The organism is Lacrimispora sp., assembly GCF_046972725.1.
Classification (GTDB): Bacteria; Bacillota; Clostridia; order Lachnospirales; family Lachnospiraceae; genus Lacrimispora.
Map to the genome: position 1 here is coordinate 236,171 of NZ_JBKVXF010000004.1, position 24,746 is coordinate 260,916.

General features: G+C 42.5%; 32 protein-coding genes and 1 other annotated feature. Of the genes, 30 read left to right on the top strand and 2 right to left on the bottom strand.

What is annotated here, in order from left to right; all coding sequences use genetic code 11:
- The first annotated feature begins 6 nt into the window (after window positions 1-6).
- From rpsE to ACLTWA_RS15165, 20 genes are all read left to right on the top strand, one after another.
- Window positions 7-516 (top strand): 30S ribosomal protein S5, encoded by a 510-nt coding sequence (rpsE, locus tag ACLTWA_RS15070; protein WP_412328720.1) that lies wholly within the window; start codon window positions 7-9, stop codon window positions 514-516.
- A 13-nt stretch (window positions 517-529) separates the two neighbouring features.
- Window positions 530-712: a 50S ribosomal protein L30 gene (gene rpmD, locus ACLTWA_RS15075; RefSeq protein ID WP_104439444.1), complete on the top strand. Its 183-nt coding sequence runs from the start codon at window positions 530-532 to the stop codon at window positions 710-712.
- A 27-nt stretch (window positions 713-739) separates the two neighbouring features.
- Window positions 740-1,180, top strand: coding sequence for a 50S ribosomal protein L15 (gene rplO / locus ACLTWA_RS15080; RefSeq protein WP_412328721.1), 441 nt, complete (start codon window positions 740-742; stop codon window positions 1,178-1,180).
- Window position 1,181: 1 nt separating this feature from the next.
- The gene (secY, locus tag ACLTWA_RS15085) at window positions 1,182-2,504 is read left to right on the top strand and encodes a preprotein translocase subunit SecY (RefSeq protein ID WP_412328722.1); all 1,323 of its coding nucleotides are present in this window, start codon (window positions 1,182-1,184) and stop codon (window positions 2,502-2,504) included.
- A gap of 84 nt (window positions 2,505-2,588) precedes the next feature.
- Entirely contained in the window at window positions 2,589-3,233 is a 645-nt protein-coding gene (locus ACLTWA_RS15090) for an adenylate kinase (protein ID WP_412328723.1), read from the top strand.
- Between the two features lie 3 nt (window positions 3,234-3,236).
- The gene (map, locus tag ACLTWA_RS15095) at window positions 3,237-4,001 is read left to right on the top strand and encodes a type I methionyl aminopeptidase (protein WP_412328724.1); all 765 of its coding nucleotides are present in this window, start codon (window positions 3,237-3,239) and stop codon (window positions 3,999-4,001) included.
- A 9-nt stretch (window positions 4,002-4,010) separates the two neighbouring features.
- Entirely contained in the window at window positions 4,011-4,292 is a 282-nt protein-coding gene (locus ACLTWA_RS15100) for a hypothetical protein (protein ID WP_412328725.1), read from the top strand.
- Between the two features lie 5 nt (window positions 4,293-4,297).
- Window positions 4,298-4,516 (top strand): translation initiation factor IF-1, encoded by a 219-nt coding sequence (gene infA, locus ACLTWA_RS15105; RefSeq protein ID WP_412328726.1) that lies wholly within the window; start codon window positions 4,298-4,300, stop codon window positions 4,514-4,516.
- Window positions 4,517-4,571: 55 nt separating this feature from the next.
- Window positions 4,572-4,763, top strand: coding sequence for a hypothetical protein (locus ACLTWA_RS15110; RefSeq protein ID WP_412328727.1), 192 nt, complete (start codon window positions 4,572-4,574; stop codon window positions 4,761-4,763).
- A gap of 27 nt (window positions 4,764-4,790) precedes the next feature.
- Window positions 4,791-4,904, top strand: coding sequence for a 50S ribosomal protein L36 (rpmJ, locus tag ACLTWA_RS15115; protein ID WP_003497809.1), 114 nt, complete (start codon window positions 4,791-4,793; stop codon window positions 4,902-4,904).
- A gap of 28 nt (window positions 4,905-4,932) precedes the next feature.
- Window positions 4,933-5,301 (top strand): 30S ribosomal protein S13, encoded by a 369-nt coding sequence (gene rpsM / locus ACLTWA_RS15120; RefSeq protein ID WP_412328728.1) that lies wholly within the window; start codon window positions 4,933-4,935, stop codon window positions 5,299-5,301.
- Window positions 5,302-5,441: 140 nt separating this feature from the next.
- Window positions 5,442-5,843 (top strand): 30S ribosomal protein S11, encoded by a 402-nt coding sequence (gene rpsK / locus ACLTWA_RS15125; protein WP_006771855.1) that lies wholly within the window; start codon window positions 5,442-5,444, stop codon window positions 5,841-5,843.
- Between the two features lie 16 nt (window positions 5,844-5,859).
- On the top strand, window positions 5,860-6,453 hold the full coding sequence (gene rpsD / locus ACLTWA_RS15130) for a 30S ribosomal protein S4 (protein ID WP_412328729.1): 594 nt from the start codon (window positions 5,860-5,862) through the stop codon (window positions 6,451-6,453).
- 108 nt (window positions 6,454-6,561) lie between these two features.
- Window positions 6,562-7,530, top strand: a complete 969-nt coding sequence (locus ACLTWA_RS15135; protein ID WP_412328730.1) for a DNA-directed RNA polymerase subunit alpha — start codon at window positions 6,562-6,564, stop codon at window positions 7,528-7,530.
- A 98-nt stretch (window positions 7,531-7,628) separates the two neighbouring features.
- Entirely contained in the window at window positions 7,629-8,165 is a 537-nt protein-coding gene (locus ACLTWA_RS15140; protein WP_412328731.1) for a bL17 family ribosomal protein, read from the top strand.
- 201 nt (window positions 8,166-8,366) lie between these two features.
- Window positions 8,367-9,605, top strand: coding sequence for an N-acetylmuramoyl-L-alanine amidase family protein (locus tag ACLTWA_RS15145; RefSeq protein ID WP_412328732.1), 1,239 nt, complete (start codon window positions 8,367-8,369; stop codon window positions 9,603-9,605).
- A gap of 16 nt (window positions 9,606-9,621) precedes the next feature.
- On the top strand, window positions 9,622-10,653 hold the full coding sequence (locus tag ACLTWA_RS15150) for an N-acetylmuramoyl-L-alanine amidase family protein (RefSeq protein ID WP_412328733.1): 1,032 nt from the start codon (window positions 9,622-9,624) through the stop codon (window positions 10,651-10,653).
- A 154-nt stretch (window positions 10,654-10,807) separates the two neighbouring features.
- Complete coding sequence (locus tag ACLTWA_RS15155) at window positions 10,808-11,455, top strand: amino acid ABC transporter permease (RefSeq protein WP_412328734.1); 648 nt, start codon at window positions 10,808-10,810, stop codon at window positions 11,453-11,455.
- A gap of 4 nt (window positions 11,456-11,459) precedes the next feature.
- Window positions 11,460-12,194, top strand: a complete 735-nt coding sequence (locus ACLTWA_RS15160) for an amino acid ABC transporter ATP-binding protein (RefSeq protein WP_412328735.1) — start codon at window positions 11,460-11,462, stop codon at window positions 12,192-12,194.
- Between the two features lie 44 nt (window positions 12,195-12,238).
- Window positions 12,239-12,844 carry an AAA family ATPase gene (locus ACLTWA_RS15165; protein ID WP_412328736.1) on the top strand — a complete coding sequence of 202 codons (606 nt, stop codon included), beginning with the start codon at window positions 12,239-12,241 and terminating at the stop codon, window positions 12,842-12,844.
- A gap of 113 nt (window positions 12,845-12,957) precedes the next feature.
- Here the strand turns inward: ACLTWA_RS15165 and ACLTWA_RS15170 are convergent, their stop codons facing one another.
- Window positions 12,958-13,839 (bottom strand): transporter substrate-binding domain-containing protein, encoded by an 882-nt coding sequence (locus tag ACLTWA_RS15170; RefSeq protein WP_412328737.1) that lies wholly within the window; start codon window positions 13,837-13,839, stop codon window positions 12,958-12,960.
- 457 nt (window positions 13,840-14,296) lie between these two features.
- Between ACLTWA_RS15170 and ACLTWA_RS15175 the strand changes: the two genes are divergently transcribed.
- The 10 genes from ACLTWA_RS15175 (at window position 14,297) to ACLTWA_RS15220 (ending at window position 23,121) form a co-directional block, all read left to right on the top strand.
- Complete coding sequence (locus ACLTWA_RS15175; protein WP_412328738.1) at window positions 14,297-15,202, top strand: energy-coupling factor transporter ATPase; 906 nt, start codon at window positions 14,297-14,299, stop codon at window positions 15,200-15,202.
- Window positions 15,192-16,040, top strand: a complete 849-nt coding sequence (locus tag ACLTWA_RS15180; RefSeq protein WP_412328739.1) for an energy-coupling factor transporter ATPase — start codon at window positions 15,192-15,194, stop codon at window positions 16,038-16,040. Before ACLTWA_RS15175 ends, ACLTWA_RS15180 begins: the two co-directional genes overlap by 11 nt.
- 13 nt (window positions 16,041-16,053) lie before the next feature.
- Window positions 16,054-16,854 (top strand): energy-coupling factor transporter transmembrane component T family protein, encoded by an 801-nt coding sequence (locus ACLTWA_RS15185; RefSeq protein ID WP_412328740.1) that lies wholly within the window; start codon window positions 16,054-16,056, stop codon window positions 16,852-16,854.
- A 22-nt stretch (window positions 16,855-16,876) separates the two neighbouring features.
- Window positions 16,877-17,902: a tRNA pseudouridine(38-40) synthase TruA gene (gene truA / locus ACLTWA_RS15190; RefSeq protein ID WP_412328741.1), complete on the top strand. Its 1,026-nt coding sequence runs from the start codon at window positions 16,877-16,879 to the stop codon at window positions 17,900-17,902.
- 258 nt (window positions 17,903-18,160) lie between these two features.
- Complete coding sequence (gene rplM, locus ACLTWA_RS15195; RefSeq protein ID WP_394524990.1) at window positions 18,161-18,595, top strand: 50S ribosomal protein L13; 435 nt, start codon at window positions 18,161-18,163, stop codon at window positions 18,593-18,595.
- 28 nt (window positions 18,596-18,623) lie between these two features.
- Window positions 18,624-19,016: a 30S ribosomal protein S9 gene (gene rpsI, locus ACLTWA_RS15200; RefSeq protein ID WP_412328742.1), complete on the top strand. Its 393-nt coding sequence runs from the start codon at window positions 18,624-18,626 to the stop codon at window positions 19,014-19,016.
- 137 nt (window positions 19,017-19,153) lie between these two features.
- Window positions 19,154-20,182: a transglutaminase domain-containing protein gene (locus ACLTWA_RS15205; protein ID WP_412328743.1), complete on the top strand. Its 1,029-nt coding sequence runs from the start codon at window positions 19,154-19,156 to the stop codon at window positions 20,180-20,182.
- 197 nt (window positions 20,183-20,379) lie between these two features.
- Window positions 20,380-20,940 carry a nitroreductase family protein gene (locus ACLTWA_RS15210; protein ID WP_412328744.1) on the top strand — a complete coding sequence of 187 codons (561 nt, stop codon included), beginning with the start codon at window positions 20,380-20,382 and terminating at the stop codon, window positions 20,938-20,940.
- A gap of 111 nt (window positions 20,941-21,051) precedes the next feature.
- Window positions 21,052-21,304: a binding site (T-box leader), on the top strand.
- Window positions 21,305-21,428: 124 nt separating this feature from the next.
- Complete coding sequence (tyrS, locus tag ACLTWA_RS15215) at window positions 21,429-22,640, top strand: tyrosine--tRNA ligase (protein ID WP_412328745.1); 1,212 nt, start codon at window positions 21,429-21,431, stop codon at window positions 22,638-22,640.
- Window positions 22,641-22,740: 100 nt separating this feature from the next.
- Entirely contained in the window at window positions 22,741-23,121 is a 381-nt protein-coding gene (locus ACLTWA_RS15220) for an NUDIX hydrolase (RefSeq protein WP_412328824.1), read from the top strand.
- Between the two features lie 224 nt (window positions 23,122-23,345).
- Here ACLTWA_RS15220 and ACLTWA_RS15225 read toward each other — a convergent pair whose 3' ends face one another.
- Complete coding sequence (locus tag ACLTWA_RS15225; RefSeq protein WP_412328746.1) at window positions 23,346-24,728, bottom strand: MATE family efflux transporter; 1,383 nt, start codon at window positions 24,726-24,728, stop codon at window positions 23,346-23,348.
- Window positions 24,729-24,746 lie beyond the last annotated feature (18 nt).

Below are 24,746 nucleotides of genomic sequence, written 5' to 3' on the forward strand. Positions count from 1 at the left end.
GACAGCGTGAAACGTACAATAGTTGATGCAAATCAGGTAGAGTTAAACGATAGAGTAGTTGCTATCAAACGTGTATCTAAAACCGTTAAAGGTGGACGTACCATGAGATTCTCTGCTTTAGTAGTCGTAGGCGATGGCAACGGCCGCGTAGGTGCAGGTCTTGGCAAAGCTGGTGAAGTTCCAGAAGCAATCCGCAAAGGGAAAGAGGCGGCTGTTAAGAATATGGTGAATGTTGCCATTGACGAGAACAAGAGTATTCCTCATGACCTTATTGGAAAGTTCGGAAGTGCATCTGTACTTCTTAAGAGAGCTTCCGAAGGTACCGGAGTTATCGCAGGAGGCCCTGCACGTGCAGTTGTAGAGCTTGCAGGTATTAAGAATATCCGTACAAAATCCATGGGCTCTAACAATAAGACCAATGTTGTTTTAGCTACAATCAAAGGTTTAACTGAGTTAAAGACTCCTGAGGAAGTTGCAAGACTTCGCGGTAAATCTGTTGAAGAGATTTTAGGCTAAGGAGGATAAGAAGATGGCAGATAAATTAAAAATCACATTGGTGAAATCCCCGATCGGTGCTATTCCCAAGCACAAAGCAACTGTTTTGGCATTAGGCTTAAAGAAGCTTCATAAAACAGTTGAGATGCCGGATAATGGTGCAGTCAGAGGAATGATTGCCAGCGTGCGTCATTTAGTAAAAGTAGAAGAGATCTAAGTAAAATACAGTAAGGAGGTGCAAGCGATGGATTTATCAAATTTACAGCCTGCGTTAGGTTCCAAACACAGCGATAACTTCAGAAGAGGCCGTGGCCATGGTTCAGGAAACGGTAAGACAGCAGGTAAAGGTCACAAAGGACAGAAAGCCCGTTCTGGTGCTACCAGACCAGGATTTGAAGGCGGACAGATGCCTTTATACAGACGTATTCCTAAAAGAGGCTTTACAAACAGAAATTCTAAAACAATTATCGGCATTAATGTAAGCGCTTTGGAAGGCTTTGAAAATGGTACAGTTGTTACTGTTGAAACTTTATTAGAAAGCGGTATCGTTAAGAATCCGCGTGATGGTGTTAAGATCCTTGGAAATGGAGAATTAACCAAAAAGCTTACAGTAAAGGTGGATGCTTTCAGCGAAGGCGCAAAAACCAAAATCGAGGCTTTAGGTGGAACCTGCGAGGTGATCTAATATGTTAAAAACACTCCGTAATGCATTCAAGGTCAAAGACGTAAGGAAGAAACTTATCTTTACGTTTATGATGCTGGTGGTTACTAGGATTGGTTCTCAATTACCGATTCCAGGAGTTGAAACAAGCTTTTTTAAAGATTTTTTTGCTCAGCAGAACAACGATGCGTTCGGATTTTTTAACTCAATGACAGGTAGTTCTTTTACGAACATGTCTGTTTTTGCTCTGAGCATTACCCCCTACATCACATCTTCCATTATCATGCAGCTTTTGACCATCGCAATCCCCAAGCTGGAGGAGATGCAAAAAGATGGTGAAGACGGAAGAAAGAAGATAGCAGAATACACCCGTTACGTAACAGTTGGTCTGGCTTTGATTGAGTCCATTGCTATGGCAATTGGATTCGGCGGCCAGGGACTGTTAAGAGATTTCAATGTTTTAAGTGTTGTCATTGCAGTTGCGACCATGACAGCAGGTAGTGCGCTCCTTATGTGGATCGGTGAGCGGATCACAGAGAATGGTGTTGGAAATGGTATTTCTATTGTCCTGTTATTTAATATCATATCCAGTTTTCCTTCCGATGTGTCAACCTTATATACCAGATTTATTAATGGAAAATCGGTTGCCGTAGCAGCAATCGCAGCCATTGTTATTTTCGCAATAATTGTAGCAATTGTAGTGTTTGTCGTTGTCCTTCAGGGCGGCGAGAGAAGAATTCCAGTGCAGTATTCAAAGAAGATGCAGGGACGGAAGATGGTAGGCGGTCAGGCAACCAACATTCCGTTAAAGGTGAATACAGCCGGTGTTATCCCGGTTATCTTTGCTTCCTCCATTATGTCGTTCCCGGTCGTGATCGCTCAGTTTATGGGTGACCGGATTGATTACAACAGTGTGGGCGGCCACATCTTATCAGCACTTAACTCTTCCAGCTGGTTTAAAGTAGACAGACCGGTTTATTCTTTAGGTATGATCGTTTACGTGGCTCTCATTATCGTTTTTGCATATTTTTACACTTCCATCACATTCAATCCGCTGGAAGTAGCGAACAACATGAAAAAGTCAGGCGGCTTTATTCCGGGAATCCGTCCGGGAAAGCCTACCAGCGATTATCTGAATTCTATTTTAAACTATATTGTATTTTTAGGTGCATGCGGTTTGACGATTATTTGTATTATCCCGATTATGGTCTCAGGTTTATTTAATGTAAGCCATTTATCTTTCGGAGGTACATCACTTATCATTATTGTCAGTGTTGTGCTTGAGACGTTGAAGGCGATCGAATCCCAGATGCTTGTACGTAATTATAAAGGATTTTTGAATGATTAAAGGGCAAACCAAGGGAAATGCGCCATGCGTGTTTCCCTTGGGATTTGTGCTATTTAACCTTATGTTTCCAAGGAGGGACTGTTGATGAAGATCATCATGTTAGGTGCCCCTGGTGCCGGAAAGGGCACCCAGGCAAAAAAGATTTCTGAGAAATATCAGATTCCCCATATTTCTACCGGAGATATTTTCCGTTTCAATATTAAGGAAGGGACAGAACTGGGAAGAAAAGCAAAGGGATATATGGATCAAGGGGCACTTGTTCCGGATGAACTTACTATAGGGATGCTTATAGATCGTATTCAGAAGGAAGATTGCAGCGGCGGATATGTGCTGGACGGATTTCCAAGAACCATTCCGCAGGCAGAAAGCCTGAAAAAGGCCATCTCTGAGATGGGTCAAAAGATAGATTTTGCAATAAATGTAGATGTGCCAGATGAAAACATCATTCAAAGGATGTCAGGTCGGCGTGCATGCATTTCCTGTGGCGCTACATATCACATTGTGTACAATCCAAGCAAGGTTGCAGGCGTATGTGATGTGTGTGGTGCAGAGCTTGTGTTAAGAGATGATGACAAGCCGGAGACAGTAAAGAAACGTCTGTCCGTATACCATGAGCAGACACAGCCGCTCATTGATTATTATGAAAAAGACGGCGCACTGGTAAATGTTGACGGAACACAGGAATTAAGCAAGGTGTTCTCAGATATCGTTTCCATTTTAGGAGCATAGTTTATGTCAGTGACGATTAAATCTGCAAGAGAAATAGAACTTATGAGAGAGGCAGGAAGAATTCTTTGTATCACCCATGAAGAACTAGCCAAAGCCTTGAAACCCGGAATGACAACCTGGGAGATCGACCATCTGGGAGAAGAGATCATAAGGAGTTACGGCTGCACGCCCTCCTTTTTAAACTACAACGGATATCCTGCTTCCATCTGTGTTTCCGTCAATGATGAAGTGGTACATGGGATTCCAAGCAAAAAGCGTATTTTAATGGAAGGCGATATTGTAAGCCTGGATGCCGGCGTCATTTACAAAGGATATCATTCAGATGCGGCAAGAACTTATGGTATCGGAGAAATTACTCCTATGGCAGGTCAACTGATAGAAGTGACAAGACAAAGTTTCTTTGAAGGGATTAAATTTGCAAAATCTGGCAATCATCTAGGTGATATATCTGCTGCGATCCAGAAATATGCGGAAAGCTTTGGCTACGGAGTTGTCCGTGACCTTGTGGGACATGGAATCGGTTCTCACCTCCATGAGGAGCCTGAGGTGCCGAATTTTGCACAGAAAAGGCGTGGAATCAAGCTGAGGCCGGGAATGACGCTTGCCATTGAGCCGATGATTAACGAAGGAACTCCGGATGTGGTATGGCTTGATGACGACTGGACGGTGGTAACTGAAGACGAAAAGCTGTCTGCTCATTACGAAAATACCATTCTGATTACAGAAGGCGAACCGGAGATATTAAGTCTGGTTTCCAGAGATATTTAAGGAAGTCCCATGGAATTAGATGTTGGAGCGTTAGTAGAATCAACGGCAGGACATGACAACGGCAGTTATTTCTTCATATTACGTGAAGAAGGCGAATATATATATCTGGTGGACGGAAAATACCGTCGCATGGAATGTCCGAAGAAGAAAAAGAAAAAGCATGTAAAGCCCCTTGTATGGGAGAAGCATTCCCTGGAATTAATAAAACAGGGAATTAATAAAGTCACCGATGAAAAGATCAAATTTTTTATCCGATGTTTCAAAAGAGAAGAACAGGTTGTTAGGAGGTAAGCTTTATGTCAAAAGCAGATGTTATTGAAATTGAAGGAACCGTTGTGGAGAAGCTTCCCAATGCCATGTTCCAGGTCCAACTGGAGAATGGTCATCAGGTATTGGCACACATCAGCGGTAAGCTCCGCATGCACTACATTCGTATTTTACCGGGAGATAAGGTAACGCTTGAGATGTCCCCTTATGATTTGAGCAAGGGAAGAATTATCTGGAGAGATAAATAGGAAAAAAATGCTTGCAATTTAAGGTGTTTAGTGGTATAATGCTGTAGCGACTTTGTTGAAATACTGGGTGTATTATGCCTATGAGGGCAGCACTGGTTTTAAGATAAAACACACTGCAGGTATACTCAGAAAGCTCTTTGCAAAAGGAGACTCCGTCGTTACCAGGCTTAAAAGCGGCTTTGCCAGGTGCCGGGGAGTGCTTCGCACGCAGGCGTCTGAAAGCGGACGCCAGGTGCTCATTGTGTAAGGGCGCATAACGGAAAGGAGAATTGCTGTGAAGGTTAGATCATCAGTCAAACCGATTTGCGAAAAATGCAAAATCATTAAGAGAAAAGGCAGTATCAGAGTAATCTGTGAAAATCCTAAGCATAAGCAGAGACAAGGTTAAAAATAATTAATGGAGGTGTACTACACACATGGCTCGTATTTCAGGTGTTGATTTACCAAGAGAAAAGCGTGTTGAGATCGGCTTAACTTATATCTACGGTATCGGTAGAACAAGTGCCAGCCGCATTCTTACAGAAGCTGGCGTTAATCCTGACACTCGTGTTAAGGACTTAACCGATGATGAAGTTAAAAGACTTGCAGAAGTAATTACTGAGTCTCAGACTGTTGAAGGTGATTTACGTAGAGAAATCGCTATGAACATCAAGAGACTTCAGGAGATTGGATGCTATCGTGGAATCCGTCACAGAAAGAGCCTTCCGGTTCGTGGTCAGAAGACAAAGACCAATGCCAGAACTCGTAAGGGTCCAAGAAAAACAGTAGCAAACAAGAAGAAATAGGCATTCGCAACAACAATACAGAATCACGTTACATGTTTTAAAAACAGGAATAACAGGATTCAGATATTCGTACCCTGCGCCGGCTCACAGGATCCTTAAAGCAGGGCGGAGCAAGTAAAAAGAAAGTAGGTTAGTTTAAAATGGCTAAAAAAGTGTCCACTACTAAAAAAGTGACAAAAAAGCGTGTAAAGAAAAACGTTGAACGCGGACAAGCACATATCCAGTCATCTTTTAATAACACAATCGTGACATTAACAGATACTCAGGGTAATGCCTTATCTTGGGCAAGTGCTGGTGGTCTGGGATTTAGAGGTTCAAGAAAATCTACTCCATATGCAGCTCAGATGGCGGCAGAAACTGCTACTAAAGCAGCTCTTGTACATGGTTTAAAATCAGTAGACGTTATGGTAAAGGGTCCTGGTTCAGGCCGTGAAGCAGCTATTCGTGCACTTCAGGCATGCGGTTTAGAAGTAACCAGCATTAAGGATGTAACACCGGTTCCACATAACGGTTGTCGTCCACCAAAACGCAGAAGAGTTTAATTAGGAGGTAATTACAGTGGCAGTTGACAGAGTTCCTGTTCTTAAAAGATGTAGATCCCTTGGTCTTGATCCGATCTATTTAGGAATAGATAAAAAATCAAAAAGAGAATTAAAAAGAGCAAACAGAAAGATGAGCGAATACGGCATTCAGCTGAGAGAAAAGCAGAAAGCTAAATTCATCTACGGTGTTCTTGAAAAACCTTTCCGTAACTACTATGCTAAGGCTGAAAGAATGAATGGTATGGTCGGTGAAAACCTGATGACCCTTCTGGAAAGAAGACTTGACAATGTAGTATTCCGTATGGGATTCGGAAGAACCAGAAGAGAGACCAGACAGATGGTTGACCATAAGAGCATCCTTGTAAACGGTAAATGCGTTAACATTCCTTCCTTCTTAGTAAAGGCTGGCGATGTGATCGAAGTAAAAGAAAAATGCAAAACCAATGCAAGATTCAAAAGTGTTCAGGAAACCACTGCAGGACGTATGGTTCCTGCATGGCTTGATGTTGACCATGAGAATTTACGTGGTACTGTTAAAGAGTTACCAACAAGAGACGAGATTGATGTTCCAGTGAATGAAATGCTTATCGTCGAGTTGTACTCCAAATAATTGAAAGTCTGTTGATTGAAGCCGGCTTTCGCCCGGGAGTTTCATACTTCCGGGCAAGGTTTGAGTATAAGACCCTCGATACAAAATACCCAAAAGGAGGGGCTATTAGTGTTCGATTTTGAAAAACCAAACATTGAGATTGCTGAAATCTCAGAAGATAAAAAATATGGCAAGTTTGTAGTTGAACCGCTTGAAAGAGGTTATGGCACGACTTTAGGTAATTCCTTAAGAAGAATCATGCTTTCTTCCCTACCGGGCGCTGCAGTTAGTCAGGTAAAAATCGACGGCGTTTTGCATGAGTTCAGTTCCATCCCAGGCGTTAAAGAAGATGTGACTGAGATCATTATGAACATCAAGAGCTTATCTATTAAGAATAATAGCGATACCAACGAAGCAAAGGTTGCTTACATCGAGTTTGAAGGCGAAGGTGTTGTAACTGCTGCCGATATCCAGGCGGATCCTGATATTGAGATCATGAACCCGGAGCAGGTGATCGCTACCCTTAGTGGCGGTACAGACAGCAAGTTCTATATGGAGCTTACGATTACCAAGGGCCGCGGCTATGTGAGTGCAGACAAGAATAAAAGTGAAGATTTACCAATCGGAGTTATTGCCGTTGATTCCATCTATACACCAGTAGAACGCGTCAACATGACGGTACAGAACACACGAGTAGGTCAGGTCACTGATTATGATAAGTTGACATTAGATGTATTCACAAATGGTACTCTGGCACCTGATGAGGCAGTCAGCCTTGCCGCTAAAGTGCTGAGTGAGCATTTAAACCTGTTCATTGATCTATCTGAGAACGCTAAGACTGCGGAAGTCATGGTGGAAAAGGAAGACAATGAAAAGGAAAAAGTACTTGAGATGAACATTGATGAACTGGAGCTTTCTGTCCGTTCATACAATTGTCTTAAGAGAGCCGGAATCAATACCGTTGAGGAATTGTGCAACCGCACTTCCGAGGATATGATGAAGGTTCGTAACCTTGGCCGTAAGTCTTTAGAAGAAGTTTTGGCTAAGTTAAAGGAGCTGGGTTTACAGCTTAATCCAAGCGACGATACCAACGCATAACCGGTTCGCTTGATGCAGCTGATTTATGGAGAATAAGCACTGGTACAGTAAGACCGAAGAAGCATGTATCCGTGTTCCACAAATGGAGGAATATTAAGATGGCAGGATATAGAAAGCTGGGAAGAACTTCCAGCCAGAGAAAAGCATTAATCAGAAGCCAGGTAACTGCATTATTAAACAATGGCAAAATCGTGACAACAGAAGCAAGAGCGAAAGAAATCCGCAAAGTTGCTGAAGGTCTGATCGCTTTAGCAGTAAAAGAAAAGGATAACTTTGAAACTGTTAAGGTTACAGCAAAGGTTGCACGCAAAGATAAAGAAGGCAAGAGAGTCAAAGAAGTTGTAAACGGCAAGAAAGTTACCGTATACGATGAAGTGGAGAAAGAAATCAAAAAAGATCTTCCATCAAGACTCCATGCAAGAAGACAGATGTTAAAGGTTCTTTATGATGTAACGGAAGTTCCGGCTGAAGCTGCAGGCAGAAAGAAAAACACAAAATCTGTTGATTTACCAAAAAAGCTGTTTGAAGAGGTTGCACCTAAGTATGTTTCCCGCAACGGTGGTTATACACGTATCGTTAAGATCGGCCAGCGTAAGGGTGACGGAGCTATGGCAGTTCTTCTTGAACTCGTATAAAAAAATTTAATTCCCGACGGTGGAGATAATTCCCTGTCGGGAATTTTTTTCTTTCAGGCCTTCGATCCTATCGGGAACCGCAAGAATAAAGAAAGAATATCGTAAGTTGACGGACAATTGCTTTCCGGGCTATAATGTTAAATATAGAATAATATGGCTGTTTTGCCAGATTCGTTAAATATATGAGCGGGAGGAATTTATATGAAACATATTACAAGACTGATGGCTTGGGCATCTCTGATTGCCTTGTTAGGAGTCAGTGTACCATTGGAAGCATCAGCCGCCGCAGCGAAAACCATATCTTCGGTAACTATCTATGCGGGCCTGGAAGAGATTGAATCGGGGGAAACCCTGCCGTCTGAAACTTCTTTTAAAACAACAGAAGGAACAGGGAATTACGTTTATACCAATAATGATAGATATGAGGTATCAGATCTGGAATGGATAACTTCTGACAGCAAAGAGATGAAGATTGGTTCTGAGCCTAAGATGAAGGTGACTTTAAGAGCTGTGGACTCTGATACTTATGCATTTAAAGGAGGATACAAGTCCAGCAATGTCACTATCAAGGGAGGAACTTATGTGTCTTCCAACCGGTCTGGTACTGATACCTTATATGTAACATTTACATTTAAGCCAATTAAGGGAACTTATGAATCACCGGAAAATGCTGAATGGAGAGATTCTGGTTTTGGCAATGCCAGGTGGAGTTCTGTAGACGACAGTTCCGGTGCCTATGATGTGTACTTATACAGGGGCAGCAGCGTTGTAAAGAAAGTAGAGAAATTAAAGGCTACTTCCTACAATTTCTACCCATACATGACAAAGGCCGGAACCTACAGTTTTAAGGTCCGTACCGTTCCTTATACAGATACGGAAGAGAAATACGGCAAGAAGAGTGAGTGGACGGAATCTGATGAAGTTTATCTGCCGGAGGAAAAGGTATCCGACGGACGGGGGCAGGATTCAGGGAATGACTCGATTGTATCAAGCCAGGATGTGGGCTGGATCAAATCAGGGAATACCTGGTATTACCGTTATCCGGATGGTTCTTATCAGAAGAATACCTGGTCCAATATTAATGGCAAATGGTATTTATTTGATTCCAGCGGCGCCATGCTGACTGGATGGCAGCAGAAGAATGGCTTGTGGTATTATTTAAATAATGACGGAGCCATGCTGACCGGCTGGATCAAATCCAATAATGTCTGGTATTACTTAAATCCCTCTGCCTCCAATGGAGTGGAAGGTGCTATGGTATGCGGCTGGATCAACTACAACAACAAATGGTACTACACGAACTCCAATGGAGAGATGCAGGAAGGCTGGAAAGAAATAGACGGGAACTGGTATTATTTCTATCCTGGGGACGGATCCAAGGCGGTAAGTACCACGATTGGAGGATTTCAGGTAGATGCAAACGGTGTCTGGCATAAGTAATAACAGGAGGATGCAGATGCAGATAACATGGATACGGGGGAAAGCATTTTGGCTGATGCTTTTATGCACAGTCATGATTATGGGAACAGGACTGACGGCCAGCGCAGCCGCAGGCTTGAGAATCCGTCTGGATCATGGAAATAAAAGCAGCTGGACAGAAGGAATTCAGATTCCGACTGTAACAGTCAATGATTCAGAGAAAACTCCGGAATGGAGTAAGGATCCCGATGACTGGGAGCCTGGTAAGAAAGTAACAGCTACCCTGAGAGTACCGGGAACATTTACAAACTCTGACTGTGCGGTGTATGGCGGGACCCTGATCTCTGCAAAGGCGGAAGATGGGGAGTCGGTCATCAAGGTTTCCTATATCCCGGTAGCGAAGCTGGAAGCCCCGGAAAAGGCGGGGTGGAGTGATGCATCAAAAACAAAGGCTTCCTGGAAAAAGGTGCCCTATGCGCACAGATATCAGATTGTGCTTTATAAAGAAGGCGGTATATGGGTAAAAAGCCTGACGACTTCTTCCAATCATGTAGATCTTCTGCAATATATGGAAGATGGACAAAAGTATTATTATACGGTAAAGGCGATTTTAAAGGATTCTTCGGAAGAGGATTATTTAAAAGAGGGTGAAATGGTTACTTCTGATGATTCCGTTATTCAGGTTCTGGGAGAAACAGAAGGGGCATGGGCCGAATATAAGAATGGGAAAAAGTACCGGGCAGAAGATGGCAGCTATGCCACCAGCTGCTGGAAGATGATCAGCGGGAAATGGTATTATTTTAACAATGAAGGGTATGCAGCGACCGGTTGGCAGTATTTGGGAGAAAGATGGTATTACCTAGGCTCAGATGGGGCTATGATGACCGGCTGGCAGCAGATCAATGGAAAATGGTACTACTTAAATCCCGATGGAGATATGGCCACAGGATGGATTCAGCCCCAGCCTGGCAAATGGTATTATCTTTACCCGGACGGCAGTATGGCTTCCAATGCCACAATCGACGGGATCTATCCGGTCGACAGTTCCGGACTGTGGGCAGAGAAATAAAATTTATTACTTTTTTACCGGAAGCTGTAGTATGATATAAAAGAATGCATGGACGAGGATGTTCTTTCTTAGTTAGAAGGAACATCCTTTTTCTATTGAGAGAACTGCGGAGGTTTACTGATTCGGAAAATAAAGAATTAGAAAAGGAGATATTATGGATTTTAGTTTTTTATCAGTGTTACTGCCCATGTTATTCAGAGGATTAAAATTTACGCTGCTCATTGCCACAGCAGGCATTACAATGGGATTTGTTCTGGGGAGTCTGACGGGCTTTGCACTCCAATGCCAAAATAAGGCTGCAAAGGGAATTGCCAATGTATACATATGGTTGATTAGGGGGACTCCTCTCATCGTTCAGGCCCTGTATGTGTATTTTGTTATTCCAAAGCTGATCGGTATGGATTTCAGCAGCAATACGGCAGGTGTGATCGTTATTACTTTAAATTCCGGTGCCTTTATTGCGGAGATCGTCCGGGGAGCACTGGAAGGGATTGATCCGGGTCAAAAAGAGGCAGGTCTTTCCCTGGGGCTTACACCGACCCAGACACTGTTTCATTTAATCGTTCCCCCTGCCTTTCATTCCATGCTTCCGGCATTATTTAACCAGTTCATTATTTCTGTAAAGGATACGGCTCTGCTTTCTGTTATCGTGGTAAATGAGATTACCAAGCAGATTCAGAATTATACGGCACTCAGCTTTAAGGTTATTGAAGGGTATACCACAGGTGCTGTTTTTTACCTGATTATTATTTCCATACTTATGCTGCTGCAAAAACAGGTTGAGAGAAAGATTAAGAGGTGAAATTATGGGCGTAATGATTAAAGTGGAGCATCTGTCAAAAAACTTTGGAGATTTGACCGTATTAAAGGATATTAATATGGAAGTGACGGATGGAGAAGTCATCTGCATCATAGGACCTTCCGGTTCAGGAAAAAGTACATTTTTACGCTGTGTCAATCTTTTAGAGACTCCTACCAGCGGTGAAATCTTATATAATGGAAAAAGTATTCTGGGACAGAAGCAGATTTCCTTAAGAGATTACCGGGAAGAAGTGGGGATGGTATTCCAGCGTTTTCATCTGTTCCCAATGAAGAATGTATTAAATAATATTACCCTTGCACCTACTCTTACGAAAAAGCGAACAAAAGAAGAAGCAGAAGAACTGGCCATGAATCTTTTGAAAAAGGTGGGGCTGGCAGAAAAGGCCCATGCGATGCCCTCCACGTTATCCGGCGGCCAGCAGCAGCGTGTGGCGATTACACGTGCCCTTGCAATGGATCCCAAGGTGCTTCTCTTTGATGAACCTACTTCTGCACTGGACCCTGAGCTTGTCGGGGATGTTCTGGAGGTCATGAAGACACTTGCCAGAGAGGGAATGACCATGATCGTGGTGACTCATGAAATGGAATTTGCACGGGAGGTTGCGGATCGTGTCATTTTCATGGCGGATGGCTACATTGTGGAGGAAGGAAAACCGGAGGAGATTTTTACCAATCCGAAACATGAGCGAACAAAGTCTTTTCTTGCAAGGATTCTGTAACAGGTAGGTACCGTAAGCTTCGGTTAATTATTGGAGGGTATGCGATGAAAAAATATTATGTGACCATATCACGTCAGTTCGGCAGTCTGGGAAGGTCCATCGCCAACGAATTGTCTGAAGTGCTTGGAATCGAGTATTATGACAGAGATATTGTGGAGGAGACATCAAGAAAGATGTCTCTGCCGGTATCTTCAATCAGTAAGGATGAGGAAAAAAGCATTAAGTCCAATTTGTTTAATATGCTGTTTCCTTTGGGAACAGATTCCATTGAAAAGCAGGACAAAATCTTTAAGGCACAGCAGCAGATCATTCTTGATATGGCAGATAAGCATTCAGCTATTTTCGTAGGAAGATGTGCGGATCATATTTTAAGGGATCATGAGAATTGTCTGAATGTGTTTATTTATGCACCCAGACAGGCCCGTCTTCATAACTGCGTCAATAGTCTGGGCATGAATCAGGAAGAAGCAAAAAGAATGATTCGGGATGTGGATAAGGCCCGTGATCTCTACTGGAAACGTTATGCAGGCTATTTGCCGGCGGATTATAATCACAGGCATCTAATGATTGACAGCAGTATCTTTGGAGTTAAGGGTACGGTGGGGATTTTGGCAGATGTAGTGAAGGAAATGTTTATGATAAAGCAATAAAGAGAAAAAAAGCATTGCTTTGTGAAGGCGGTGAGACGTCCCCTGTGGAGGCCGGTTCTCTGGCCGGTCACATTGCAATGCTTTTTTATCAGGAATTCATTTTATAACAGCTATTATTCACACCATTTCACCCTTAGTTTCTCCATGGTGCCGTTGGCGGTCAATTCTGCGATACCCTTGTTTATGATCTCTATAAACTCTGGATTCTTCTTTGAATAGTCAAAGGATACAGCAACGGCATAGGGAGCCTGCCCCTGGTTGAACTCATCACCAATCATGGAGAGTTTTGTGTTGTCAGATGTTTTAATGTAATAAGCCAGGCCTGGTGTATCCTGAATCAGGCAGTCAACCTTTCCCTGCTCCAGGGATTCGTATGCAGTGGTGATGGTATCATGGACCTGAATTGCGGAATCCGGAATGCCGTTGTTGACACAGTAAAGGTGAGATGCAGTGCCTTTTTCCACCGCAACAACATATTTGCCGCTTTTTAAGTCTTCGACACTTTTTAACTCTGTGGGGCTGGTTTCTTTGTTAATGCTGAGAATCTGTCCGGAATCATAGTAGGTATCAGAAAAATTCATAACCTTCTTTCGCTCATCGGTGGCACAGAGGGCAGCCATGCCCATATCCAGTTTGCCTTCTGCAAGGGAAGCAGTAAGGGCGGAGTAATCCATAGCTTCGACCGAATGATCAATGGTAAATCCAAGCAGATCCTGAAGGGCATATAAAAAATCAAGATCATAGCCGGTCAATGTCTTTCCATCAGCATCGTAATAGGAAAAGGGTGCAAATAAACCGGAAGTACCGACTTTTAATGTGACTCCTGACAACGCCCCGGCAATCCCGTTTTCTGCTGTGCCGGAACTGCCCGTATCTGTGCTCTCAGCCGCCTTTGGTTCGGCTGGCTCCGCTTTACCGGAATTGCAGCCTGCCAATGAAACTACCATTGCTGTTCCTGCTAAAATTGCTGCTAACGTCCTTGTTGAATTTTTCATTATGCTTAGTTCCTCCTCATGGATTGTTGGGTGTGGTTCACAAAGAATGTGCAACGAAAATGTTTCTCTGCTTTTTAAGGTTACATAGAGATTTATGCGAAAGTAAAAAAGGACGTTAAAAGTAGAATATACTTTTAACATCCTCGTCATTAATAATCATTTATAATGTTATGGAACAATTCGTTTTGGGAATTTGTCTGCTGTGCGCATAAGCAGTGCGCTTATTTTTGTAAAACTAATTCAGAATAGTGATGCAAATATATTTTATCATAACATGAGCACATATATCTGTCAATTATTTCTGAAACTATGGACAAATATATTTTTTTATTCACAGAATCTATATGCTGCATCATTTGAAATTATAAAAGATTTATGACGATGCTTGACTGATTGGCATAATTCATCTAAAATTATGTGGCATACGAGTGTATAATTTACAACAGAAAGGCCTGCCATGGGAATAATAAAAGCGTCAAAGCTGATATTTGATTATATCAGAAGAGATGAAGAAGAGAATATAGAAGAAATTAAACGTGCCATTGATGATGTCAGTCTGGATATTGAAGCCGGGCAGTTTGTTGCCATACTGGGGCATAACGGTTCCGGAAAGTCTACCTTTGCAAAACAGCTGAATGCTATTTTGCTGCCCACCGAAGGAACTGTATGGATTCAGGGGCTTGATACTGCTCAGGAAGAGAATCTGTGGGAAGTCCGTAAAAGGACCGGAATGGTATTCCAGAATCCGGACAACCAGATCATCGGCAATATTGTAGAAGAAGATGTAGGCTTTGGTCCTGAAAATCTTGGGGTCCCCACCGAGGAGATATGGAAAAGGGTAGAGGAGAGCTTAGAGGCAGTGGGAATGGCGCCTTACCGGTTAAAATCACCGAACCGGCTATCCGGCGGACAAAAGCAGAGAGTGGCCATTGCCGGAGTTATGGCCATGCGCCCACAGTGCATCGTGTTGGATGAACCGACTGCCATGCTGGACCCCAATGGGCGCAGGGAAGTGGTAAGAACTGTCCGGGAATTAAATAAGAAAGAAGGCATTACCGTACTTTTGATCACTCACTATATGGAAGAGGTGACGGAGGCGGACAGGGTAATCGTCATGGACCAAGGAAAGGTAGTCATGGACGGAACACCAAAGGAGATATTCTCCAGGGTAGAGGAGCTAAAAACCTACCGCCTTGATGTTCCCCAGGTGACGGAGCTGGCCTATGAGCTTCAAAAAGGCGGTGTGGACCTGCCGGACGGAATATTGACACTGGAGGAATTGATGGATAACCTTCTTCCAAAGTTTGCCGGGCGTTATCCGGTCAAAACAAATCCGGAGAATGGAGAAAGCCATGGGAATTAGAACAGAGCATTTGAATTATATATACGGGCAGGGCACAGCCTTTGAACAGCCTGCCCTAAAGGACATAAATCTGGAAATAAAAGACGGAGAGTTTATAGGACTCATCGGACATACCGGTTCGGGTAAATCCACGCTGATCCAGCATTTGAACGGCTTGATCCGGGCAACTGATGGCGCTATCTATTATAATGGAAAGAATATTTATGAAAATGGATATGACATGCGGTCTTTGAGAAATCACGTTGGCCTTGTGTTTCAGTATCCGGAGCATCAGCTTTTTGAAATCGATGTATTTACCGATGTCTGTTTCGGACCGAAGAACCAGAAGCTTACAAAGGAAGAAATTGAGAGCCGTGCGAAAGACGCATTAACCATGGTAGGACTTGATGAAAGCTATTACAAACGGTCGCCCTTTGAACTTTCCGGAGGGCAAAAGCGCAGAGTTGCCATCGCCGGAGTTCTGGCAATGAGACCGGAGGTACTTATTCTTGATGAACCGACAGCCGGTCTGGACCCCAAAGGCAGAGATGAGATTCTGGATCAGATAAAAAGGCTTCATAAGGAGCAGCATATGACCATCATTCTTGTATCTCACAGCATGGAGGACATTGCCCGGTATGTGGACCGCATCCTGGTCATGAACCACGGGGAAAAAGTGTTTGATGATACGCCAAAGGAAGTATTCAAGCATTATAAGGAATTGGAAGCCATTGGCCTTGCAGCCCCTCAGATCACTTATGTGGTCCACACTCTGAAAGAACAGGGCGTTCCTATTGACAGCAATATTACAACCGTTGAAGAAGCCAGAGACGAGATTTTAAGGCTTCTTGAAAAATAGATCAGGAGATACTATGTTAAAAGACATTACATTGGGACAGTATTATCCAGTGGATTCCATTCTTCACAGGCTGGATCCAAGGACAAAGCTGTTTGGGACTATGGTTTTTATCATATCCCTTTTTATTGTAAATAACATCTGGGCGTATTTGCTCGCAACCCTGTTTCTGGCAGCAGCAATCCGGTTAAGCCATGTGCCTTTTTCTTTTATGGTCCGTGGTTTAAAGGCAATCGTATTTCTTTTGCTGATCAGCGTCAGCTTTAACCTGTTTCTGACGCCGGGAGAAGAAATCTTTCGCATAGGGTTCCTTAAGGTAACAAAAGAAGGAATCCGGATCGCAGCTTTTATGGGGGTCCGTCTTGTCTATCTGGTGGTAGGGTCCTCCATCATGACCTTGACCACCACCCCCAACCAGCTGACAGATGGATTGGAGAAAAGCCTGAAGTTCTTAAACCATATCGGTGTTCCGGTCCATGAGGTATCCATGATGATGTCCATTGCACTCCGTTTCATTCCCATTCTTGTAGAAGAAACGGATAAGATCATGAAGGCACAGATGGCACGAGGCGCGGATTTTGAAACGGGAAATCTGATTCAAAAAGCAAAAAACATGATTCCTCTTCTGGTTCCCCTTTTTATTTCTGCTTTCCGGCGGGCCACGGATCTTGCCATGGCAATGGAAGCCAGATGTTACCGGGGCGGAGAAGGAAGGACAAAAATGAAACCTCTCCGCTATGGAAGAAGAGACGGGATCACCTATCTGGTTTATTTTCTGTATATTGCGGTTATCGCAGGACTTCGGGTGATGGGATAAATTTCCGCAAAAAGGAGAAGATATGAAACGGGTAAAGATGATCGTGGCCTATGACGGCACCAATTACTGCGGATGGCAGATCCAGAATAATGGAATTACCATTGAAGAAGTACTTAATAAGACCCTTACGGATTTATTGAAGGAGCCGGTAACTGTTATCGGTGCCAGCAGGACTGATTCCGGTGTTCATTCGGAGGGCAATGTAGCGGTCTTTGATACAGAAAACAGAATGCCGGCCGATAAAATCTGTTTTGCCTTGAATCAGAGACTGCCGGAGGATATCCGGGTGCTCCATTCAGAAGAAGTGGCCCCGGATTATCATCCCAGAAAACAAAACTGTGTAAAAACATACGAATATAAAATCATGAACCGGAAAATTGAAGTTCCCACCATGCGTCTTTACAGCCATTTCTGTTATTATCCTCTGGATGTGGATAAGATGCGGGAGGGCGGTGCCTATCTGGTGGGAGAACATGATTTTAAAAGCTTCTGTACTGCCAGAGGCCAGGCGGAAGATACCGTCAGGACAATTTACAGCCTGGACATTGAAAAGACCGGGGATCTGATTATTATACGTGTCAGGGGAAGCGGCTTTTTATACAACATGGTGCGGATCATAGCCGGCACACTTATGAAGGTTGGTATGGGCGTTTATCCGCCTTCCCATGTGGAAGAAATCCTTGATGCGAGGGAGAGGAATGCAGCAGGGCCAAAAGCTGCTGCCAAAGGTCTTACCTTAATCCGTCTGGATTATGAAAAAGAGCTTGAAAAAGAGATCCATGGGGAGAATAAGAAATGGAGTTACACTCTTTGTCAGGACCGTATTATTTCTGAAGGAAATGCCTGGCTTACCATTCACCGGTGCGACGAAGAGGATTTTGAGCGGCTCTTGATCCGCGTGGTCCATCAGGCAGTGAGAAATGGAGCCCGGAAGGTTTTTGTCAGGGATGAAGAAAAGGCCGGAAGGATTGTTTTGGGAAAGCCTTATGGATTTTATGTTTTCAGAATCGATGATGAAAATGAGTTATGGTATGTTACGCAAAAATGAGCAGGAAAACCTTGATTTTATCGGGAAAAAAGGTTGACACATCCGGCTCAATGTAATATAATGTATAACTGTGACGTTAGACGAAAATGTTCAACCAAGCCCCGGAATGAGCATTTTGCAATACAACTTATTTTAGAAGTTGTATTTTAACTTCTAATTGAAAGGTGCTCAGTTTCGGCACTGTTCATCTGATTATGAAAACATGTTTTTATAATCAAGTTATGATTTATAACACCAGAATAAACAGGAGGTTGTCCAATGAAGACTTTTATGGCTAGTCCAGCAACAATTGAGAGAAAATGGTACGTCGTTGACGCTACAGGATATACATTAGGACGTTTGGCATCAGAAGTAGCAAAAGTAATTAGAGGTAAGAATAAGCCGATCTACACACCACATATGGATTGTGGTGATTATGTAATCGTTGTAAATGCAGATAAGATTTCTGTAACAGGTAAGAAGTTAGATCAGAAGATCTACTACAATCACTCCGAATATGTTGGTGGTATGAAAGAAACAACATTAAGAGAAATGATGGCTAAGAAACCTGAGAGAGTTATTGAATTAGCAGTTAAGGGTATGCTTCCTAAGGGACCTTTAGGCAGAAGCATGATTACAAAACTTCATGTATTTGCAGGTGCAGAGCATGATCATGCTGCTCAGAAACCAGAAGTTTTAGAGTTTAAATTTTAATCAGAGGTGCTGAAAGGAGGAAGTTATCATGGCTAATTCAAAATTTTATGGAACAGGCAGAAGAAAAAAATCTATCGCTAGAGTATATTTAGTACCAGGTACAGGTAAGATTACAATCAATAAGAGAGATATCGACCAGTACTTAGGTCTTGAAGTATTAAAGGTTGTTGTTCGTCAGCCGCTGGTTGCTACAGAGACAGCTGATAAGTTCGATGTTTTGGTAAACGTTCACGGTGGTGGATTTACCGGACAGGCTGGTGCAATCAGACACGGTATCTCAAGAGCTTTGCTTCAGGCAGATGCAGACTATCGTCCAATTCTTAAGAAAGCAGGTTTCTTAACAAGAGATCCAAGAATGAAAGAAAGAAAGAAATACGGCTTAAAGGCTGCTCGTCGTGCACCACAGTTCTCAAAGAGATAATCATTCTCTTACGAGAACATTACCAACAAAATATACGCCTTATGGCGATCAGAACCTCCCAAGACGATGCGAATACAATTCGTGTTCGTCTGGGAGGTTTTTGTATTACAAAATAAAGAAATGGCAGATGAGGGAAAATGGAACCATATTATTATAGTCAGATGAATAAACAGCAGCAAAGGATTTATCAGGTGGTCAAGAGCGGTCTGGAGTCGCTTTCACAAAGCTTTGATGTTCCGAGAATCGATGGAACAGAGCTGAGTGATATTTTTCACAGATTGAGATTGGATTGTCCGGAGATATTTTATGCTCCCACGTTTCGTTATTCTTTTTATGAAGATTCTACGCTATTAAAGATAAAGCCGGTATATTTATTTGAAAAGAATAAGATCAGAGAGCATCAGCTGGCAATGAAAGCCAGGGTAGAAAAACTTGTCAGGGTGGTGATGGATAAAAATGACTGGGAGAAGGAACAATATATTCATGATTTCATCTGTGAAAATGTGACTTACGATAAGCTGAAAAAGCAATATTCCCATGAAATTATAGGTCCATTGGGGCAGGGAGTGGGAGTGTGCGAAGGAATTGCAAAGTCTGTAAAGGTGCTTTGTGATCAATTGTCGATTCCCTGTATCGTTGTTATTTCCGAAAATAATCCGGAGAAGAACATCAAATACCGTCATGCATGGAATGTGATTCAAATTGAGGGGGTATGGTATCACCTGGATGCTACGTTTGATAATTCATTAGGAAAAAAAGAAGTGAGATATGATTATTTTAATCTGGGTGATAAAAGTATTTTTAAGGATCACGAGCCTTTGATATACAGCGCTCCTGGGTGCGGTGAGGATCAGCGTTTTTATTATAAAGAGAAAAAGCTTTCTTTCACCAAGAAGGAAGACGTGGAAAAGCGCTGCAAACAGGCAGTGAAAAAAGGAAAGGTTCTGACCTTCCACTGGAGAGGAGGTTTTCTTACAAAAGCGGTCATAGAGGAATTGCTTCAAATCATAGCCGGGGTTTCCAGGGAAAAAGATATGCGCAGTCAGGTTTCTATCAACTGGCAGCAGGCAGTCATTCGTGTGAAATTCATTCCAAAACAGATGGAAAGTTCCGTCAAGATGGAAGATGCGTATGAAGAGGAAAATGATGCTGTACCAGTATCATAGATATATTTAATCGTTTTTTTAAATTTAGTTTATAAAAATATAATTGGACAAAATGAAAATGGAGTAATATACTTATACGAGTAAATGAATCATAAATACTGTTTTAGTAGAAAATAATTGGATAGATTTATGAAAAAGAGTATTTGCAGGTTTAAAAACAATAAAAAAAAGAATGATCGTTGATAAGGAGAAAATGAATGAACGAAGTGATTCAGAATATTTTGACAAGAAGAAGTGTAAGAACCTATCAGGAAAAACAGATCTCTGATGATGATTTAAATGCAATATTAGAAGCTGCAAAATTTGCTCCCAGCGGTATGGGCAAGCAGAGCTGGCATTTTACAGCGGTGCAGAATAAAGAGATCATGGATAAGCTTGTTTCCGCTGTGAAGGAAGCACTTCAGAGTTCAGAGGTTGAGCAATTAAAAAAGATGGGCAATAATCCTGCATTTAATCCTTTTTATCATGCTCCTACTATAATTCTTACGGCTTATGACCGAAATGCTCAGACAGGGGTGTCAGATTGTGCCGTTGCGCTTCAGAATATGTTCCTGGCGGCTCATTCCCTGAATATTGGTTCCTGCTGGATTCATATATTAGCCATCACCGGTAATGATCCTAAGGTAAGAAGTATTCTTACTGAGTTAGGGATTCCGGAAGATTATGACTTATCTGGCACTGCAGCATTGGGCTATAACAGCAAGGAGGCTCCGAAAGCGGCTCCCAGAAAAGAAGGCACTGTTACCATTATAAAATAATGCTTGATGGAAACTAAAAATTTCATATTGACGTTCATACCATAATGTGATAACATACCACTTAATTAAATATTTGCACTGCAAAGGATTGCCATGCAATCCGGAGTATAAGAAAAGGCTATGAAAAGAAAGAGTAGCATTTTCAATTCCAAACAGAAAGATGCCGGTTGATGAGAGGCTCGTGGATAGGAAATGTGAATACGTCTTGGAGCTGCGCACCAAAACTTTATAAGGAGTAGGCTGCGACGGAAAGCACACCGTGATCAAGTGCAGGGGTATCGCAAAAGCCGTACCCAATGAGGTAGACAGTGTGAACTGTCTATGAACTTAAGGTGGTAACACGAGACCAACTCTCGTCCTTTTGGAAACATCAGGGCGGGAGTTTTTTTATTATGCAGGCTTATTGTTAAAAATATCTCGACTCTTTGTTTTTTATTTCTTATAGACTCTGCAAATATTTATAAATATACGAACAGGAGATGTTGAGGATGGTTACACCAAAGGAGCAAATAAAAATTATATGCAAGGGAGTTCACCAGTGTATCAGTGAAGAAGAACTGCTTGCAAAACTGGAACGGTCTTACAGCCAGAACAAACCTCTTACCATTAAGCTGGGGCTGGACCCATCTGCACCGGATATTCACCTTGGGCATGGTGTTGTTTTGAGAAAGATCAGGCAAATGCAGGAGCTTGGACATGAGGCGGTCATTGTGATCGGAGATTTTACGGGAAGGATCGGAGACCCTACCGGAAGGTCAAAAGGAAGAAGACCGTTGACGGAGGAACAGGTGAAACAAAATGCACTTACCTATAGAAAACAGATTTTTAAAATTCTGGATCCGGAGAAAACTGTTGTGAGATTTAACAGTGAATGGCTTTCAACGCTTCATTTTGAAGAGGTGATCAGGCTGGCGGCTTCTGCCACGGTTGCAAGAATGCTGGAGCGGGACGAATTTAAAAAGCGGTTTCATCAAGGGATATCCATTGGAATTCATGAGTTTTTTTATCCTCTGATGCAGGCATATGATTCGGTGGAATTACATGCGGATCTGGAGCTTGGCGGAACGGATCAGATTTTTAATATCCTTATGGGAAGAACCCTCCAGAAATCCAGAGGGCAGGAGCCCCAGGCGGCTTTATTTATGCCCATTCTTGAAGGCCTTGACGGTGTGGAGAAAATGAGCAAAAGCCTTCAAAATCACATCGGGATCGATGAGCCGGCAGAATTAATGTTTAAAAAGGTTATGGAAGTGCCGGATCATTTGATCATCAGATACTATGAACTGGCAACGGATGTTCATCCGGATGAGATCAGGACGATCAAATCGGAGCTTATGGCAGGAAAAAATCCCAGAGATATAAAATTCGGGCTGGCAAAGATCATTACAGGACTGTACCATCCGGAGTCTGAGGTTCAAAAGGCAGTTTCTTACTATGAAGCGGCTTTCAGCAGAAAGACGGTTCCCGATGAGGTTCCCATACTCCTTTTGGCAATCGGAAAAGAAACGGTGAATGATACCATTCCTCAGTTGGCTGCAATGGGATTGGTAAAAAGCAGAAGTGAGTTTTTGCGTCTTATGAAGCAGGGCGGGATTAGGCTCAATGGGGAAACGATTAAAGAAGAGGATCTAGATACCGTATTGTTTCATTCAGATGTTTTGAAGATTGGGAAAAAGGTGTTTGTGAGAATCAATAAATAGGAGCGCGTGAGACTGGAAGGTCTTAAGGAAGGAGACGGTCATGTTTACAGAAGTCAGATTTTAGGAGGAAGCTGCAGATGATAAACTTCACTTTGCAGTAATCATAAGCCGGTTTCAAGGCAAGTGGGTTTTGTGTAAGCATAAAGAACGAAATACTTTAGAAGTACCGGGGGGACATCGGGAGCCCGGGGAGGAGATATCTTATACGGCAAAACGGGAATTGCAGGAAGAAACAGGCGCCATAGATTTTAAACTGCAGCCTGTTTGTGCTTATTCTGTAACGGAAAAAGCCATTTCAGGAGAGGAAGATGGGGAGGAAAGATTTGGAATGCTCTATTATGCAGAGATTTGGTCATTTGAAAAGGAACTCCATCGTGAAATAGAGAGAATATATATTATGGAGGATTTGCCTGAGAACTGGACGTATCCGTCCGTTCAGCAGGAGCTTATGAAAAAGGCGGAAGCATTGGGATATATCTGATGATGGAGAGCATGGGGGCGGACAGCAAGCGATTGTAACGATTGGGTCAGGTCCGCCAGACATATGTGACATTTACGGAAAATGCCGGCGGGTCCTGACGCTTTTCTCAATCATAATTTACGCGAAACTTTATGTATAGCCGCAAATCCGGGACGATATTCGGTTATTAGGATTATCCCATGGCTCTGTACCACACAACTTATAAAATGATAGTATTGGAAAAATCACGAATTACGCTTTAATTTTCTCACTTCGACTACACAAAATAGAATTGATAATAAAAATGCTGCACCGTCAGCAATTGGCTGGCCATACCATATTCCCTTATTACCAAGCAGCTTTGCCATAATATAAATCAAGGGGATACCAAATAAGATATAGCGGCACACTCCAAGAATGGTAGAAAGCCCTACCTTTTCAACCGCCTGGAAATAGCCTGACATAACATTAGCGGTTAGACCAAGTCCGCTTCCAATCAGTATGATCTTCGCATACTTTGCGGAGATATCCAAAAGTTCAGAGGAATCGCCAAGGAATAAAAAGCATATCTGTTTTGAAAATACAAAGAAGATGATAGCTATTGCATATATAACAATCAGGTTTGCTGTAACAGAAACCTTAATCAGTTTTGCAACTCTATGAAACAGTTTTGCGCCGATATTATAGCTGGCAATTGGCTGCATTCCTCCTATAGTCGCCTGTGTTATCATTACTAGAATATAAATAATATACCCATTGATTACTGCAAAAGCTGCAATATCTGTACTGCTTCCATATTTTCTAAAGAAGTTATTTAGTACAATTGAGAATACTGTACTGGAGGACTGAATCAAAAGATAAGGGAATCCTACTTTGCATATTGCTCCAATTATTTTCATATCTAGTTTCCAGTCTTCTTTTTTTACCTTGAAAATCGTCTTCTTACTAAAGAAAAAGTATAAGATGGAGACGCCCCATAGACCAATGGAAGAAGCATAGTACCCAGCGCTGCCTATAATACCCAGTTCAAGTATGTGAATACTCGAATATAGCCAAAGGATTGCAGCGATTGCAGAGCCAGCAAGGGCATAGGCAGCAATATGCGGTTTTTCATCGACTCTTGCCATATAAACAGCAATATGTCCGATGATACAGAAGGGATACCCGAACATAAAGATTCGAATAAATAGTATGATGGTATCCATTAGTTCTGGCGGAGTGCCTAAAAGTGTAGCAATATAGGGAGCAAAAATATAGATGCCCAACGCAATGATTATCATTGTAAAAGAGCTGAAAATCAATCCCTGTCCGTATATCCGTCTTGCGCCCTCCTTGTCTCCGCTTCCCAGCTTCATAGCAGCAAGCGAACTAATGCCAATTGCAAAAAAGCCACCCAGAGCGAGCATAAAATATTCCAGGGGAAATATAAGTCCTATACATGCAAGCCCCCTTTCTCCAAGTCCGCGGCCGATAATGACACCCTCAAGCAAAACCATAATAACTTGAGCTAATACACCAACTAAAGTCAATAAACTGAATTTGGTAAATAGGCTGACAATTGGCTTCACCCCCAACTCCCGTTCTTCTTCTACCATTATTTCTTTTGATTTCTCACTTTTTTCCTTCATAAGTTTCCTCCAGCATTT